This window comes from Mycolicibacterium hippocampi (assembly GCF_010723735.1).
GTDB classification, from domain to species: Bacteria; Actinomycetota; Actinomycetes; order Mycobacteriales; family Mycobacteriaceae; genus Mycobacterium; species Mycobacterium hippocampi.
On the sequence record NZ_BLLB01000002.1, the window covers coordinates 4023278 to 4037876 of the forward strand.

At 67.5% G+C, this 14599-nt stretch carries 12 protein-coding genes; 4 read left to right on the top strand and 8 right to left on the bottom strand.

The genetic code is table 11. The annotated features are described in order from the left end of the window. Positions 1–5: 5 nt before the first annotated feature. Positions 6–2450 (bottom strand): GcvT family protein, encoded by a 2445-nt coding sequence (locus G6N53_RS20440; protein WP_163891448.1) that lies wholly within the window; start codon positions 2448–2450, stop codon positions 6–8. Positions 2451–2639: 189 nt separating this feature from the next. Here G6N53_RS20440 and G6N53_RS20445 point away from each other — a divergent pair, with 189 nt between their 5' ends. After that, complete coding sequence (locus G6N53_RS20445) at positions 2640–2810, top strand: hypothetical protein (RefSeq protein WP_163891450.1); 171 nt, start codon at positions 2640–2642, stop codon at positions 2808–2810. A 76-nt stretch (positions 2811–2886) separates the two neighbouring features. On the opposite strand, the gene prcA is transcribed toward G6N53_RS20445, so the two are convergent. The 4 genes from prcA to dop all read right to left on the bottom strand — a co-directional run bounded on the left by prcA (position 2887) and on the right by dop (position 6296). Beyond that, positions 2887–3639, bottom strand: coding sequence for a proteasome subunit alpha (prcA, locus tag G6N53_RS20450; RefSeq protein ID WP_163891452.1), 753 nt, complete (start codon positions 3637–3639; stop codon positions 2887–2889). After that, positions 3636–4535 (bottom strand): proteasome subunit beta, encoded by a 900-nt coding sequence (prcB, locus tag G6N53_RS20455; protein ID WP_371870844.1) that lies wholly within the window; start codon positions 4533–4535, stop codon positions 3636–3638. The genes prcA and prcB overlap by 4 nt, the downstream gene beginning before the upstream one ends. Further along, complete coding sequence (locus G6N53_RS20460) at positions 4532–4726, bottom strand: ubiquitin-like protein Pup (RefSeq protein ID WP_159235247.1); 195 nt, start codon at positions 4724–4726, stop codon at positions 4532–4534. The genes prcB and G6N53_RS20460 overlap by 4 nt, the downstream gene beginning before the upstream one ends. Positions 4727–4796: 70 nt before the next feature. Beyond that, a complete protein-coding gene (gene dop / locus G6N53_RS20465) occupies positions 4797–6296 on the bottom strand; it encodes a depupylase/deamidase Dop (protein ID WP_163891457.1) in 1500 nt (499 codons plus the stop codon). A 94-nt stretch (positions 6297–6390) separates the two neighbouring features. On the opposite strand from dop, the gene G6N53_RS20470 reads away from it, so the two are divergent. Continuing rightward, entirely contained in the window at positions 6391–7536 is a 1146-nt protein-coding gene (locus G6N53_RS20470) for a hypothetical protein (protein WP_163891458.1), read from the top strand. Continuing rightward, positions 7533–8693, top strand: coding sequence for a hypothetical protein (locus G6N53_RS20475; protein ID WP_205390425.1), 1161 nt, complete (start codon positions 7533–7535; stop codon positions 8691–8693). The genes G6N53_RS20470 and G6N53_RS20475 overlap by 4 nt, the downstream gene beginning before the upstream one ends. Here the strand turns inward: G6N53_RS20475 and G6N53_RS20480 are convergent. Beyond that, positions 8669–11365, bottom strand: coding sequence for a helix-turn-helix transcriptional regulator (locus G6N53_RS20480; protein ID WP_163891460.1), 2697 nt, complete (start codon positions 11363–11365; stop codon positions 8669–8671). The two genes, G6N53_RS20475 and G6N53_RS20480, sit on opposite strands and share 25 nt — an antisense overlap. A gap of 42 nt (positions 11366–11407) precedes the next feature. Beyond that, positions 11408–11935: a DUF4333 domain-containing protein gene (locus G6N53_RS20485; RefSeq protein ID WP_237166588.1), complete on the bottom strand. Its 528-nt coding sequence runs from the start codon at positions 11933–11935 to the stop codon at positions 11408–11410. A gap of 106 nt (positions 11936–12041) precedes the next feature. Here G6N53_RS20485 and G6N53_RS20490 point away from each other — a divergent pair, with 106 nt between their 5' ends. After that, a complete protein-coding gene (locus G6N53_RS20490) occupies positions 12042–12665 on the top strand; it encodes a hypothetical protein (protein ID WP_163891462.1) in 624 nt (207 codons plus the stop codon). Here G6N53_RS20490 and arc read toward each other — a convergent pair. Further along, positions 12662–14470: a proteasome ATPase gene (gene arc / locus G6N53_RS20495; protein ID WP_163891464.1), complete on the bottom strand. Its 1809-nt coding sequence runs from the start codon at positions 14468–14470 to the stop codon at positions 12662–12664. The two genes, G6N53_RS20490 and arc, sit on opposite strands and share 4 nt — an antisense overlap. Between the last annotated feature and the right edge of the window lie 129 nt (positions 14471–14599).

Genomic DNA, 14599 nt, shown 5'->3' on the forward strand with positions numbered 1-14599 from the left:
CTCCGCTACCTCCTGATCCGAGCCATCTCGGGGTCGACCACAGGTTCGGCGTGTACGACGGCGGTGTGAGTGACACCGCGGTAGGCCACAGTGACCGTGGCGCCGATGTCGACGGCCGCCGGCAGGTACGCGTAGGCGATGGTGCGTCCGACCGTCGCGGAGTGCCCGGCGCTGGTCACGTAGCCGACACAGCGACCGTCGACGAAGACCGCCTCCTTGCCGAGCACGGCAGCGTTCGGGTCGTCGAACACGATGCTGCGCAGCACCGACTGCGGAGCCGCCGACTGTTGCAGCGCGGCCCTGCCGACGAAATCGGCGGCTTTGTCCATCCGCACCGCGAAGTCCAGCCCGGCGGCCGCGGGCCGGTGTTCGGCTGTCATATCGGCTCCCCAGCTGCGGTAACCCTTTTCGATGCGCAGGCTGTTGAAGGCGATCCGGCCGGCGGGGATGATTCCGTGCTCGTGGCCAGCCTGCGTCAACAGATCCCACAGCGCCGTGCCGTATTCGGCGCTGGTGTAGATCTCCCAGCCGAGTTCGCCGACATAGGACACCCGCATCATGGTCACCGGGATGGTGTCGAGGAAGGTGCGCAGCGCCCGGAAGTACCGGAAGCCGTTGTGGGACAGGTCGTCGGGGCACAGTGGGGAGACCACTTCACGGGCGCGAGGGCCCCACAGCCCGATGCAGCAGGTTGCACCGGTCACGTCGCGCAGCGTGACGTCCCGCGGCAGGTGGCGACTGAGCCAGTCGAAGTCCATCGGCGAGTTCGCGCCGACCTGGAAGATCTCCGGCGCCAGCCGTGCGACCGTGAGATCGCTTCGGATGCCGCCATTTTTGTCGAGGAGCAGCGTGTAGGTGACGGACCCGACACTCTTGTCGACGTTGTTGGAGGTCATCTGCTGCAGGAACGCAGCTGCGCCGGGACCGCTGACCTCGTAGCGGGTCAGTGACGTCATGTCGTACATGGCGACTGCCTCTCGCGTCCAGCTCGCTTCGGCGACAGAGATCGGCGACCAGAACCTCGAGGCCCATTCGTCGCGTTCGGGAATGACGAGACCGTCGGCCCGAAGTCGTTGCGTCAGTTCATCGTTGGCCTGGTACCAGGCCGGGCGTTCCCAGCCGCCACCTTCGTAGAAGAACGCTCCCGCCTCGATCTGGCGCGCGTGGAAGGGACTGGTACGAAGTCCGCGCAGCTGGGTCCGGTACTGGTGCGGATGGATGACGTCGTAGACCTCGACAAACGCCTGGGAGCTGGTCGCCATGATGTACGACGGACTGCGCGCCGCCTCCTCGAAACGGTACAGGTCGCATTCGTGGGTGTCGATCGACGGCGTGCCATCGATGATCCACTCCGCCGTGGCCCGCGCGACACCTGCCGAGTGGGTGACCCAGACCGCTTCGGCGACCCAGAACCCGGGCAGCTCGCGGTGCTCGCCGATGATCGAGAAGCCGTCCGGGGTGAACGAGAAGATTCCGTTGAACGCCTCGTCGAGCTTCGAATCCTCAAGGGCGGGAATCAATTCGGTGGCAGCCGCCCAGGCAGGGGCGAAGTCCTCCTCGGTGAACGGCAGCATCGACGGCATCGGTTCTGCCGCGGTCTCGGCCGATAAGGTGGACATGTCGACGGGCATCGGGCGGTGACTGTAGGACCCGATGCCGAGGCGGTCGACGTGCTCGCGGAAGTAGAGATCCCGGTCCTGGTGGCGCAGGATCGGCAGGCCGGCTTCGGTGAGCTCGGTGTTGCGCCCCACCAACGCCTCGATCTGCCCGGTTCTGCCGTACTGGTGCGCCATCGGCACCAGCGGAAGCACCAGGCCGACCTGACGGGCGAGCTGCGCACCCCAGAACCCCGCCGCGCAGACGACGATGTCGGCGTCGAGGACACCGTCGTCGGTGCGCACCCCGGTGACGCGCGAGCCGTTGTCGACGATGCCGAGCACCTCGGTGTGCGGCCGGAACGTCGCTCCCCTGGCCTGGGCCCGGTGCGCCTGGGCCTCTGCAGCACGCAGCGCCTTGGCCAGTCCGTCGGCCGGGGTGTGGAAGCCGCCGAGGATTCGGCCGCTGTCGATGAGCGGGTGTAGCGCAACACATTCGGCCGGCGTGACCAGCCTTCCGTCGATCCCCCACGCCTGCGCCATCCCCGCCTTGCGGTGCAGGTCAGCCCACCGCTCGGGGGTGGTGGCGACCTCCAAGCCGCCGACCGGGTTGAAGGCCCACCCATCCGGGTGCTGCAGTGAGCCGAACTTCTCGACCGTGTACTTCGCGAACGCGGTCATGGTCTTCGACGGGTTGGTCTGGAACACCAACCCGGGGGCGTGGGAGGTGGAACCGCCGGTGGCGAACAGCGGTCCACGGTCCACGACGGTCACGTCGGTCCAGCCGCGCTCGGTCAGCTCGTCGGCCAGAGAGGTACCGACGATGCCGGCACCGATCACCACGATTTTGGGCATAGGCCGACCGCTCCATTTCGGCAAAGAGATTCTCGACGGCGACGTTGACGATCTTATGTTGCGTATTACGCAACGCATTGCGTCATACGCAACAGATCATCCATCTTCGGAGCCTCGGACGCAAGACGGACACGCGATGGAATTGTCGGAGCGGCGGGACCGGCTGGCGTGACGAGAGGAGGTCATCGAATGAACTCACCCGACCAGGCCGACCCCCAACCGTCGGAGTCGTCAACAAATGATGACGACTCCGCTGCCGACGGTGCCGCGACCAAGCGCACGAAGCCGTGGTGGCAAGACCACCCCGAGTTGGACGCGATCAGAGCCCGTGTCGAGGCGGAAATCTACGGGCTGGCCTGACCTGGGCACAGATCGGCTGTGTCCTAGGTGTCAGCCGGCAACAGTTGCACCGGCGGTTCCGTGACCCCGCGAAATCCTAGGATTCCGCTTTCGACGCATCCGCGGTGTCGGCTGGGCCGCTCGAATCACCTTGTGGCAGCAACGCTTCCAGTGCCGACCCGGTGATCCGGCGGAACGCCCGCCTCGGTCGGTTGGCCTCCAGGACGGCCACCTCCAGCGTCGCCGGCCCCAGGGCACGAGGCTCGCCGCCGTCGCCGCTGGCACTGAGCGCCGCCACGGCGATCGCGACCGCATCGGACAGGCTCGCGTTCTCGGTGTAGGACTCGTTGAGCGCGGTGGCGATCGGTTCGGTGACCCCACCCATCACGACGAAGTGAGGCTCGTCGGCGATCGAGCCGTCGTAGGTGATGCGGTACAGCTCAGGGGCTTTGGTCTCGCCGTAGTGGGCGACCTCGGCCACGCACAGTTCCACTTCGTACGGCTTGGCCTGCTCGGTGAAGATCGTTCCCAACGTCTGGGCGTAGACGTTGGCCAGTTGACGACCGGTCACGTCACGGCGTGAGTACGCATAACCCTGGGTGTCGGCGAACCGGATGCCGCCGCTGCGCAGGTTGTTGAACTCGTTGAAGCGGCCGACGGCGGCGAAACCGACGCGGTCGTAGAGTTCGCTGACCTTCTGCAGAGACCGCGACGGGTTCTCGGCGACGAACAGCACACCGTCTGCGTAGGCCAGCACGACGACGCTGCGCCCCCGGGCGATGCCCTTGCGCGCCAGCTCCGAGCGCTCCCGCATCGCCTGCTCAGGCGAGATGAAATAGGGAAAGCTCACGAATCCTCACCTCGAGGCTCGGCGTCGGGACCGAAGGTGTCTGCCCGCGAACGACTCTCGATGATCTGCCGGCACACCGCGGCGATCTGCTGCTCGGGCACATCGGCGGCGCCGTCGGCATCGATGGCCACCGCGGTCGGATAGATCCCCCGCACCAGGTCGGGCCCGCCGGTCGCGGAGTCGTCGTCGGCGGCGTCGTAGAGCGCCTCGATCGCCACCCGCAGCGCGGAGTCCGCGTCGGTGACCTGCGAGTAGAGCTTCTTCATCGAGGACTTGGCGAAGATCGAGCCGGAACCGACCGACTGGTAGCCCTCCTCCTCGAAGTTCCACCCGCCGGCGGCGTCGAACGACACGATCCGGCCCGCGCCCTCGGGGTTCTTGTCGTCGAGGTCGTATCCGGCCAACAAGGGCAGCGCCACGAAACCCTGCAGCGCCGCACCCAGGTTGCCGCGCACCATGGTGGCCAACCGGTTCACCTTGCCGGGGAACGTCAGCGCCACCCCTTCGATCTTCTCGTAGTGCTCGAGTTCCACCGCGTACAACCGGGCGAACTCCACCGCGATCGCGGCCGTCCCGGCGATGCCGGTCACGGTGTATTCGTCGGTGATGTACACCTTCTGGACGTCGCGGCTGGCGATCATGTGGCCCTGGGTCGCCCGCCGATCACCGGCCATCACCACGCCGCCGGGATACTTCAGCGCGACGATGGTGGTTCCGTGGGGCACCGCGTCCGTCGGTGTCGAACCAGAACCGGAACCTGAACCGGGCAGCAGATGTGGCGCCTGGTGGCGCAGGAAGTCGGAGAACGAGGACAGGTTCACACCACCATGGGACATAACGTGCGGCAAGGCGTCAAAAGCTCCGGGCAATGATTGTTCGCGGTGCGGCCAGGTCACTGGCCGCCCTTCTGGACATAGGCGCGGACGAAGTCCTCGGCGTTCTCCTCGAGAACGTCGTCGATCTCGTCGAGCAGGTCATCGGTCTCCTCGGCGAGCTTCTCGCGGCGCTCCTGGCCGGCGCCCGTGCTGCCGGCGGGGTCGTCGTCATCACCGCCGCCGCCACCCCGCTTGGTCTGCTCCTGGGCCATCGCTGCCTCCTGCGTATGTCTGAATCCACCACACTACCGGTCGGCAGCGAGATTGCTGGGGATAGTCCGATCAGCTGGTCGTCAGCTGCTCCACGAGTTCGACGGCGCTGTTGACCGAGTCGAGCAGAGCCCCGACATGGGCCTTGCTGCCCCGCAGGGGCTCCAGCGTCGGAATCCGCACCAGCGAATCCCCGCCGAGGTCGAAGATCACCGAGTCCCAGCTGGCGGCGGCGATGTCGGCCCCGAACCGGCGCAGACACTCCCCCCGGAAGTAGGCCCGGGTGTCGGTCGGCGGGTTGTCGACCGCGTCGAGCACCTGCTGCTCGGTGACCAACCGCTGCATCGAGCCCCGGGCCACGAGACGGTTGTACAACCCCTTGTCCAGGCGCACATCGGAGTACTGCAGATCCACCAGGTGCAGCCGGGGGGCCGACCAACCGAGGTTCTCCCGTTGGCGGAAACCTTCGAGCAGCCGCAGCTTGGCCGGCCAGTCCAGCAGGTCGGCACACTCCATCGGATCACGCTCGAGCAGATCGAGCACCTTGGCCCAGGTTTCGACGACATGGGAGGCCCGCGGATCCGGGTCGCGGCTGTCGACCAGTTTGGCGACCCGGTCCAGATAGATCCGCTGCAACGCCAACGCGGTGAGTTCGCGACCGTCGGCCAGGGCCACAGTGGCCCGCAATGACGGGTCTCGGCTGATGACGTGGACGGCGTGCACCGGGCGGGCCAGCACCAGATCGGTGAGGTCGAACCCCTCCTCGATCAGGTCGAGCACCAGAGCGGTCGCGCCGACCTTCAGATAGGTGGACGTCTCGGCCAGATTCGCGTCTCCGATGATGACGTGCAGCCGCCGGTACTTGTCGGCGTCGGCATGGGGCTCGTCGCGGGTGTTGATGATGCCGCGCTTGAGCGTGGTCTCGAGGCCGACCTCGACCTCGATGTAGTCGGAGCGCTGGGAGAGCTGGAAGCCGGGCTCGTCACCCGAGGGTCCGATCCCGACCCTGCCCGACCCGGTGACCACCTGGCGGGACACCAGAAACGGCGTCAGGCCGGCGATGATCGCCGAGAACGGTGTCTGGCGTGACATCAGATAGTTCTCGTGCGAACCGTAGGACGCGCCCTTGTTGTCGATGTTGTTCTTGTAGAGCTGCAGCCGGGCCGCGCCGGGGACGCTGGCGACGTGGCGTGCGGCGGCCTCCATCACGCGTTCCCCGGCTTTGTCCCAGATCACCGCATCCATCGGGTCGGTGCACTCGGGCGCGGAGTACTCGGGGTGGGCGTGGTCGACGTAGAGCCGCGCGCCGTTGGTCAGGATCATGTTGGCGGCGCCGACCTCGTCGGCGTCCACGACAGGCGGCGGGCCCGACGCCCGGCTGAGGTCGAAACCGCGTGCGTCACGCAGCGGGGATTCCACCTCGTAGTCCCACCGGGTGCGCTTGGCGCGCTGGATGCCCGCAGCGGCCGCATACGCCAGCACCGCCTGGGTGGAAGTCAGGATCGGATTCGCGGTCGGGTCGGACGGCGAAGAGATGCCGTACTCGACCTCCGTTCCGATGATCCGTTGCATACCGCCCAGCGTAGAGGTCGAGGTTGCGGGCAAGGTCACGAGGCTGCGTGGAACGCAGGCGGGCGACGGGGCGCCGTGATGAGATTGGCCGACAATGAGTCCGACCTCCGAACAACGCCTGGCCGCCGAACGCTGGTTCCTGCAGCACGGTCTGCCCGCCGTGCTGCGCCCCGGCACCTTGGTGCGTCGGACCTGGACGCGGTCGGCACCGGCGTTCGCGGCTTTCGCGGTGATGCTCGGGTTCTCGATCCTGGTCGTCGCCGTCACCGGGCGGCACACGATCGACATCGACGGTTCACCGACGCGCACCGAGTGGTTTCTGCTCGGGGTGGTGGTGCTGGTGCTTCCGGCAGCGGCGCTGGCGGGCTGGCTGGTGTCGCGGGTCGAGGAGCTGCGGGTGCGCGGCGCCGTTTCGACCGCGACGATGGTGGTGGCCGCGCTGGCCGTCGTGTTCGGCGGTCCGAGCTCCTACGTCATCGTCAACGTGACCGTCGAGCTGGTGGTCATCGCGCTGATATTGGTGTGCACCGCAACGGGAATCGGTTCGATTCTCGGCTGGGCGGCGCGGGTGACGGGGGCCAACCTCGCGTCTGTTGGCAGCATGCTGCTGCGCGCGCTGCCGGTGATGCTGCTGACCGTGTTGGTGTTCTTCAACGGCCCCGTCTGGACGATGGCCTCGACCGTCAGCCGTGCCCGGTTGTGGTTGGCACTGCTGTTCCTGTTCGCCATCGCGGCGGCGTTCCTGGTGTCCGGCACGCTGAGCCGGGTCCGCCCGATCCTGCAACCGGATGCCAAGCAACCCGAGGACGCCGCGAAACTGACCGGAACGCCGTTCGAGACACTGCCCGACCGGCCCCGCCGGGTCGCGTTGTCCAAGCCGGAACGGATCAACGTGGTGTTCGTGCTTGCGCTGTCCCAGATCGTCCAGGTACTCACCGTCGCGGTGGTGACCGGGCTGCTGTTCCTTGCGCTCGGGCTGCTCCTGGTGAGTCCGGAGATGTTGGCGGCCTTGACCCAGGGCGGATCTACCGACGGCCATTTCCTGGGGATGACGCTGCCGATACCCGACGCGCTGATCCAGGTCACGATGTTCCTGACCGCGTTGACGTTCATGTACCTGGCCGCGCGGGCCGTGAGCGACAAGGAGTACCGGCAGCAGTACCTCGACCCGCTGATCGACGACCTGCGGCTCACCCTGGTGGCCCGGGACCGCTACCGCGCCGCGACGGCGGCACGGTGAGCGCACCCGATGTGGCGCTGCGGCAGATCCACGACTGGTTCCTGCACCGCGGACTGCCGTTGGTGCTCACCCGGCGGGTGCGCTCACGTGCGCTCATCGCCCGTTCGGCGCCGGTGGTGGCGGGGGTGGGCGCGTTGACCGCCGTGACGATGCTGCTCGCCGACTGGACGGGTGACGATCCCGACTACGGCTACATCGTTCGACTGGGGGTCATCGCCGCCGTGCTCGCCGGCGCCCCGTTTGCGCTGCACGTGCTGCACGAGCGCGGCACGACGGCGTCGGAGGCCGGTAGGCGCACCGCTGCCCTGGCGGTGATGGCGGTATTCGTGCTGCTGATGCCGGTGATCGCCTCGGGATGGTCGGCGGCGGCGCTGGCGGAGGTACCCGCGTTCCTGGTGGTGTCGTTGCTGGCAATCTGGTTCACCTACCTGGGTTTCGGTTCGATCCTGTTGTGGGCGTTCCGGTTCGCGTGGATCCAGCTGGGCGCCCTGGGAACGCTGATGAGCCGCGCGCTGCCGCTGCTGATGTTGACCGTGGTCGTGTACTTCACCGGCGAGCTCTGGCAACTGGCCGCCCGACTGACACGGGAAAGGCTTTGGCAGACAGTCGGTTTCCTTGCCGTGGTGGCGCTGGCGTTCATGGTCGCCACCATCCGCGACGAGGTCAACGCGCTACGTGAGGACCGGTCCGGGCCGTCTGATCCCACGGCGCTGCTCGCGGCAACTCCGTTGGCCGACCACGCCGGCACTCCCGCCGCCAAGACCCCACTGTCGTTGGCGGAGCAGGTGAACGTGGTGGCCGTCATGGTCGTCTCCCAGGCCATCCAGGTGGTGTTGTTCACCGCGGGCCTGTTCGTGTTCTTCCTGACCCTGGGGGTGATCGCCATCCCCGACGAGGTCACGGTGCTGTGGTCCGGCGAGCAGACCTGTGCGGTCGGCGTACCTCCCTGTGCGGGAACGTGGTTCGGCGTCCACGTTCCGATGCCCCAGACCGTCGTGCACACCTCGCTGTTCGTCGCGGTGCTGTCCGGCCTGTACTTCACCGTGAGCACCAGCGTCGACCCGCTGTACCGGCAACGGTTCTTCGAACCGCTGATCGCCGACGTCGCGGTGAGCCTCGCCGGCCGCGACGCCTACCTGGAGCTCGAACGTCCCTGATCCCAACGTCCTTGATCCGAGCGCCCTTCGGACAGCAGCATGTGGCGGGTCGCCTCGGTGCGTGAGGACACGCCGAGCTTGCGGTAGGCGCGATACAGATGGTTGGCGACCGTCTTGGCACTCAGATGCAGCCTCTTGGCGATCTGCTGGTTCGTCAACCCGCGCGCGACCTCCTCGAGAATCCGGCGCTCGGAGTCGGTCAGTCTGCCCATCTCCTCGGAATGGGTCGCCGGTTGCAGGCGCGCAGCCCATGACGAGGCGCCGATGCGGCGAAATCCGTAGAGAGCCTCGGTCCGGGCCCGATCCCGCTCGGCCCTGTCGGTGGACACCGCCGCCCTGTCCATCAGGGCGCGGGCGCGGTCGAACGCGTCAGCCTCGGGATCGAAGAGAGCGACGGCCTCGTCGAGCAGGTGCAGCGCCTGCTGCGGGTCAGCCTGCGCGCACACCAACGCCCTCGCCCGGCGAGCGGTCGCCCCAGTCCATCGGCTGGACCCGGGAGTGGCGGCCACGGCGGCCAGGTGAGCCACGATCGGCTCCGCGTCACCTGGACGTCCCAACGCGACATAGGCCTCGACCAGGTCGACGTGCCACCGCGCCAGTTGCGGCGCCAGCAGGCCTGCCACCTGCTCGAACGCCCAGCATTCGCCCAGGTGGCCGACGACGTCGTGGTACCTGCACTCGCTGAGCGCGGCCAACCCCGCGTTGGCCAGCAGGAAGTAGCGCGCCCCGAACGTCGACTGTTCGTCGGAGATCGCGAAACCCAGTTCCAGGTCGGCGGCAGCCGCCTCGTCGTCACCTCTGATCGCGGCCACGCGGGCCCGCAGGGACAGCCAGAACGGCGCGAACGCCCGTTGCCCGGTGGCCAGGCAGAGCGCCACGGCCTCGTCAAGGCACACCACAGCGTCGTCGAATCGTGAAGCTCGGACGTGAGTTTCGCCGAGGGCGCCGTATGCCATCGCCAGGGAAGCCCGCGCGCCGTCGAGCCGCAGCGCACCGATCAAGCCGGTCAACCGGGACACGCCGGCGTCGTATCGCTCCGCGATGGACATCGCTCTGCCGACGTGCAACCCGACCAGAGGGTCATGGCGGATGGCAGCCATCAGGTCGAGGGTGTCCAGCGTACCGGCGAGCTCGTCGGCACGACCTTCGTCCCACGCGCTGGTGGCATGGGCGAGCACAACGGTCGCCACGTCGGATTCCACCGACCCCGGGTCGGTCTGTTTGACTGCGGCCTGGGCGGTCTCAACGATCTGCGCGACCAGACCGAGCATCCCCAGCGGGATGGCCATCCGGGCGAGCACGGCACCGGCCTGCTCCGGTGTGGCGAGCGCAAGACATTCCGTGAGCCGCTGCTGGGCCATGGCGGGGGCGCCGTCCAGCGCTTCGAGGGTCGCCAGTGTCAGCGCCGCCGCCACGTACAGCTCGCTGGAGGCCGGGTCGGCAAGGAGCGTCTCGAGCCGGTGTCGGGCAGCCTCGGCCTCCCCTGCCGCCCCGAGCAGTTCGGCGGCTTCCAGACGCAGCCGGCCCCGGCGGGAATCACTGCCCGTCATGCCGACGGCGAGGTCGAGCATCCTGGCGGCAGGCTCGATCCCGCGGCCGGCCCGCATGCCCTCGGCGGCGGCGACGAGGGCGTCGGTGAGCGTCTCGTCCGGTCCGATGGTGCCCTGCGCTCGGTGAGCCAGCCGGACTTCGTCTGACACCGCCGGGTTCATCGCGAACTCGGCGTTGAGCGTTCGGCGCCGAAGCTCCGACATCCCGCCGAGAACCGCGCTGCGCAACAACGGATGGCACAGACTCAGTCGCCCGTGGGACAGCCGGACCAGCCCGAGGTTCTCCAGCTCGCCGAGAGCCGCTTGCGCACTCGGGGATTCGGACTCGGCGAGGGCCGCCCAGGAACCGTCCGAGGACAGCGCGACTCGATCGAGCAGTTCACGGGCCGGGCTGCCTGGTGGTGGAAGCTGCCGGGTGAAGACGGCGGCCAGGTTTCCGGCGAGTGGAATCTCTTGCGGCAGCGGCAGTACGCCGCTCAGCTGGTCCCGCGACAGCGCCTGGGGCAGTTCCCCGAGGGCCAGCGGATTGCCCGACGCCACGTCGATCAGCTGCCGGGCGACCGACGGATGGATCGGGGCGTCGGTGGCCGAACCGAGCACGTCCATCGCGTCCTCGGGCGCCAACCCGTGGAGTTCGTGGGTACAGAAACCCTCGGCGAACGCAGATGTCGCCCGGACGCGGCGGCCGGTGACGACCACCAATGCCCCGCTGAGCACTGCGCGGCGCAATGCCAGGTTCAGTGCGGTGCGGCTGGACGGGTCTGCGTCGTGTATGTCGTCGACGAGCAGTGCGACGTCGGTGGAACTCTCCAACGCGGAGCAGAGCACGTCGGCGGCCCGCATCGGGTCGGGGTCCGCCGAGCACCAATCGGTGGCGGCCGGGACCGGCAACAGGGTCGCGATCTCCACCGCGGTGGCCATCGGGGTCCCCAGCTCACCACCGCGGCAGGTGAGCATCCGCGCCGGGGGTCCGATCTCGTCGGCAAGCCAGGACAGCGCGCTGGACTTGCCCATCCCGGCGTCTCCGAGCAGGACATGCACCTCGCCACCGCCGGAGCGGGCCTGGGCCCACGCGCGCGTCAACCGGCTGCCGAGCTCTGTGCGCCACGCCAAGCCTGCCATTGGCAGGCAGGTTATCCCAGATCAGGCGGCGAGGCCGCCGGCTCAGCTGCCGCCGACCACTTCCCAGGTGTCCTGACCGTCCGGACCGCCGGCGGTCACCCTGACCGGCCGGGTGTCTCCTCGCGGATCGGCTGCCTCGCATTCGAACGACTCCCCGACAGCCACCACCTTGAGCCCGTCACCGCATTGCACCGTGACGGCGAAGCCGTAGTCCTGCGAGACGTCCTCGGTCAGACCCTTGCTCGTCTCGGCGAGGTCGTAGACCACATCGAGGGTGGCGAAGTCGACGTTGTAATCGTCGTCGGTGAAGTTCACCTCCACCCGAACATCGTTGCCCTCGAGGTCGGCGATGCAGTTGAAGCTGGATCCCGCCTTCGGCGACTCCGAGGGTCGGGGGCACTCGACGGTGTCGACCTGCCGGGAGATGGCGGCGTACTGGGTGTTGAGCTCGTCGGCGATCGCGGTCTCGAGCTTCTCGTAATCCGGGCCGCCGGCGGAGAACGAGAACTGGCATCCAGCGACCACCGGGGCCACCATGAGTAGGGCCAGTAGCGGTCGTGGTGATGTCACTGCCCGAGCGTACTGCTCGACAGGGCCCGCGGTGATGGGAAAAATTGCTCAATCTCGCCGTGTGAAGCCCGCTGGATCGGCCGCCATACGCATTAGATTCACTCGAATGAATGGGCTGCGGGGCAAGCGTTACGGCGAGGTCTTACTCGTGGACGTCGGCGCGAAGGCCGGAGACGGGCCGCAGGCAGTCGTGTACAACACATTCGGTCTCAACGACTGCCCGCCCGATCTGTGGTCGCAACTCGACGCCGGTGCCCTGGCCGCGGAGCACGGCGTGACAGCGGCGCTGCTCAACGGTCCCCGGTACTGGCTGATGGACGGCATCGTCAAGGACACAGGCGGACCGCAGGAGACGGCGACCTTCGGCGGGATCGACATGATCCGACAGGCCACCGTGGCGTTGACGTCGATGAATCCCGCGCCCTATCTGGCCAACACCGTCACCCGCAACGCCGTGTTCGTCTTCGACGCCGGTCGGCCCGTGTTCGAACTCGTCGACCCGCAGGGCCGGACCTGGGTGATGCAGACCTGGAGCCAGGTCGTGGACCCCACGCTGTCCTACGAAGACCTTGCCGGGCTGGGCGCCCGGCTCCGACTGCCCGAGGGCTGGGCGTACCGATCCCGGGTCCTCGACGAAGAGCTACGGATCGACACCAGCAGTCAGGCCGCCCAGGTGCTCCAGGACGACCTGACCAACAGCTACTCGCTGGCGGCTGCCGAGATGCTCTAGAGGTACTGGCCGAGGTTCGACTCGGTGTCAATAGCCCGGCTGGCACTCGACGACTTGCCGGTGACGAGCGTGCGGATGTAGACGATCCGCTCGCCCTTCTTGCCCGAGATCCGGGCCCAGTCGTCCGGGTTGGTGGTGTTGGGCAGGTCCTCGTTCTCGGCGAACTCGTCGACGATCGAATCGAGGAGGTGTTGGATGCGCAGCCCGCGCTGACCGGTCTCGAGTACCGACTTGATCGCGTTCTTCTTCGCCCGGTCGACGACGTTCTGGATCATCGCCCCGGAGTTGAAGTCCTTGAAGTACATGACTTCCTTGTCGCCGTTGGCGTAGGTGACCTCCAGGAACCGGTTGTCGTCGATCTCGGCGTACATCCGGTCGACGACCTTCTCGATCATCGCCTTGATCGTCAGGCTGCGATCGCCGCTGAACTCGGCCAGATCGTCGTCGTTGATCGGCAGTTCCTCGGTGAGGTACTTGCTGAAGATGTCCTGCGCCGACTCGGCGTCGGGCCGCTCGATCTTGATCTTGACGTCCAGGCGGCCGGGCCGCAGGATCGCCGGGTCGATCATGTCCTCGCGGTTCGACGCGCCGATCACGATGACGTTCTCCAGCCCCTCCACGCCGTCGATCTCGCTGAGCAGCTGCGGGACGACGGTGGTTTCGACGTCGGAGCTCACGCCGGTGCCGCGGGTGCGGAAAATGGAGTCCATCTCGTCGAAGAACACGATGACCGGAGTGCCCTCGGAGGCCTTCTCGCGTGCCCGCTGGAAGATCAGCCTGATGTGACGCTCGGTCTCGCCGACGAACTTGTTCAGCAGTTCCGGACCCTTGATGTTGAGGAAGTACGACTTCGCCTCCCGGGCGTCGTCGCCGCGCACCTCGGCCATCTTCTTGGCCAGCGAGTTGGCGACGGCCTTGGCGATCAGGGTCTTACCGCATCCGGGCGGGCCGTAGAGCAGCACGCCCTTGGGCGGGCGCAGTGAGTACTCCCGGTAGAGCTCCTTGTGCAGGAACGGCAGCTCCACGGCGTCGCGGATCTGCTCGATCTGGCGCCCCAGACCGCCGATGTCGTTGTAGCTGACATCGGGCACCTCTTCGAGCACCAGATCCTCGACCTCGGCCTTCGGGATGCGCTCGAATGCGTACCCGGCCTTGGTGTCGACCAGAAGCGAGTCCCCGGGGCGCAGCTTGCGCGGCCGATCGTCGCCGAGCACGTCGTCGTCGTACCCGTCGGGCAGGTGCTCGGCCGCGACCAGGGGCTCGGCGAGCCAGACGATCCGCTCCTCGTCGGCGTGGCCGACCACCAGGGCCCGGTAGCCGTCGGAGAGGATCTCGCGCAGGGTGCTGATCTCCCCGACGGACTCGAAGTGACCTGCTTCCACCACGGTCAGCGCCTCGTTGAGACGAACCGTCTGGCCCTGCTTGAGTTCCTTGGTGTCGATGTTCGGCGAGCACGTCAGGCGCATCTTGCGGCCCGAGGTGAACACGTCGACCGTGTCGTCCTCCTGCACGGCCAGCAGCACGCCGTAGCCGCTGGGTGGCTGGCCGAGCCGGTCGACCTCCTCGCGCAGCGCCAGCAACTGCTGACGGGCCTCCTTCAGGGTGTCCATCAGCTTGGCGTTCCGGGCGGCCAGCGAATCGATGCGTGCCTCGAGCTGGTGCACATCGCGCGCACTGCGCAGTCCGCTCTGTGGGCCTACGGCGTTCTCCAACTGCTCGCGGAGCAGCGCAGCCTCGCGGCGAAGGTTCTCAAGTTCTGCTGCATCCTCTGGGGACAAACCCTCAGAACGCTCGGACTCATTCATGCTTGAGCTCCTTTCCCACACCGGATGTTGGCGCGGTAACAACTTCAACGCTACCGGCGATTCAGTCTTTGTGTGTGCTCTAGGAATTCGACACACCAGCAACACTGTTAGCCTTTGATGATCAGTTCG